General features: G+C 51.0%; 2 protein-coding genes and 1 pseudogene. All 3 read right to left on the bottom strand.

Annotated elements, in window-relative coordinates; translation table 11 throughout:
- A partial coding sequence (locus tag DWX59_RS27225) for a TRAP transporter large permease (RefSeq protein WP_147325881.1) occupies positions 1 to 1,019 on the bottom strand: 1,019 nt, incomplete at its 3' end.
- Positions 1,020 to 1,021: 2 nt separating this feature from the next.
- The gene (locus DWX59_RS27220) at positions 1,022 to 1,537 is read right to left on the bottom strand and encodes a TRAP transporter small permease (RefSeq protein WP_117563289.1); all 516 of its coding nucleotides are present in this window, start codon (positions 1,535 to 1,537) and stop codon (positions 1,022 to 1,024) included.
- 145 nt (positions 1,538 to 1,682) lie between these two features.
- Positions 1,683 to 1,940, bottom strand: a pseudogene (locus DWX59_RS27215) (C4-dicarboxylate ABC transporter); the annotation flags it as partial.

Here is a 1,940-nt window from a genome sequence, read left to right as displayed (position 1 = left end):
GGGAACAGGATCAGGATGGCTGCAATGGTTTCCATGAACATTCCAACAAAGATCAGGAACAGGTTAATGAGCAGCAGCAGGATATATTTGTTGCTTGTCAGATTGAGCATGGCCTCCGCAATCATGTTCGGGATACGTTCCTTGGTCAGGATATATGCGAATACATTGGCAAATGCAACCAGGGCCATGATGGACGCTGCGCTGGAAAGGGTCTGCTGCAGGCACTGGTAAAAGCTTTTAAGGGTCAGCTTGCGGTAGATGACAAAACCTACGAATGTGCCGTACACAATACAGATAATGGATGCTTCCGTAGGGGTTACCATGCCGCCGATGATCCCGAACAGGATAATCAGGGTCATGATGATGGCCCAGATGGCTTCCCGGCCGGATTTAAGGATTTCCCTTACAGAACTCATATGTTCCCGTTTGGGGTATTTCCTCCTCTTGGATATCACATAAGAAACCAGGGCCATGCCGCCGCCCATCAGGATGCCGGGAACAATGCCGGCCATGAACATCTTGGATACGGACAGGCCGGTCATGGTGGCGGCCATGATCATGGGCAGTGAGGGCGGGATGATGGGGCCCATGCAGCTGGAGGCAGCAGTGACTGCCACGGAAAAGCTTTTGTCATATCCAAGATCCACCATCATGGGAATCTCAATGCCGCCCAGGGCCACCGTGTCAGACAGGGCCGTGCCGGAGATGCCGGCAAAAATCATGGAGGCCATGATATTGGCATAGGCCATGCCGCCGGTGAGGTGTCCCACCAATTTGTCACAGAAATCCATCAGCTTATCAGAAATACCGCCCTGGTTCATCAGGTTGCCGGCCAGGGTAAAGCCGGGGATGCATAAGAGCGTGAAGCTGTCAATACCTGCAAAGAACCTTTGGGAGAAAGTGGCAATGGGCATGTTGGCTCCCAGGAAATAGGCCAGGGACGCAAGTCCCAGGCTGAAGGCCACAGGCACCCCGATGAACAGGCAGATAACGAATGTAATGAATAATACGGATACCATACTTATTTGCCCTCCTTTTCATTCCAGGTAATGATTATGCCTAGAACCTCGCACAGGTAGGCGATGACCATGAAGCCGAACATCAGCACAAGGGAGAAATATACGTACTGCATGGGCAAGGTCATTGCCGTTGAAAACATGGGGAACTTGATAAATGCAAATGGAATCACGGATTTAACCAGCACGTATGCTGTGAAGGCCAGCAATACTATCTTGATGAGCAAATCCAGTATCTTGTTGATGATGGGGAACTTTGGCTCCAGGGCATCATGGAGGAATTCCACGTTGACAAATTCACTGCGGTGGACTGCCACGGCGCAGCCAAACCCCACCATGTAGATGAAGGAATAACGTGCAGCCTCTTCTGTCCAGGACGGAGCGCTTGGGAGGAAGTTACGGCTTACCACCTGGATCAGTACGCAGGCCACAAAAGTCAGGTAAAAAATAACGCCGAAAAAGCAGAGCGCATGGTCAAAGTAATGGACGAACTTATCCAACCCTTTTTTAAAATTGCTCATGGATGAGCACCTCGCTTTCTGTTAAGGAATTTTAACACTGTATCTACAAAAAGAGGCGCAGCGCAAAACCGGTCGGTCATGTACTGCGCCCATAGGCTGGACGGTCGGTCCGCCGCCAAAAGCCAATGCTGGAATCGTGTTAAATTTAAGCGTCCGGGTTAGCAGCAGAAATCTTTTCGTAAAGAGCCTTCTGGCTGTCGGTCAGTACTGCCAGGACCCCGTTTGTCATGGCGTCTGAGAATGCCTTCTGGTCCACGTCCACGAATTCCATGCCTTCCTCAACCAGCTTGGATTCCAGTTCTTCCTCATTCTTCAGGAAGATTTCATGCTCATACTTCTGCATTTCCTTGCCGCCGTCCACAACAACCTGCTGCAGGTCCGCGGGCAGGGCGTTGAACTGCTC

It is taken from the genome of Enterocloster aldenensis, from assembly GCF_003434055.1.
GTDB lineage: Bacteria > Bacillota > Clostridia > Lachnospirales > Lachnospiraceae > Enterocloster > Enterocloster aldenensis.
This window is presented reverse-complemented; position numbering and strand designations above follow the sequence as displayed.

What these genes read in the sequence shown, in the direction of transcription:
- DWX59_RS27220 (WP_117563289.1), bottom strand. Translation starts at nt 1,537, where the DNA reads ATGAGCAATTTTAAAAAAGGGTTGGATAAGTTCGTCCATTACTTTGAC.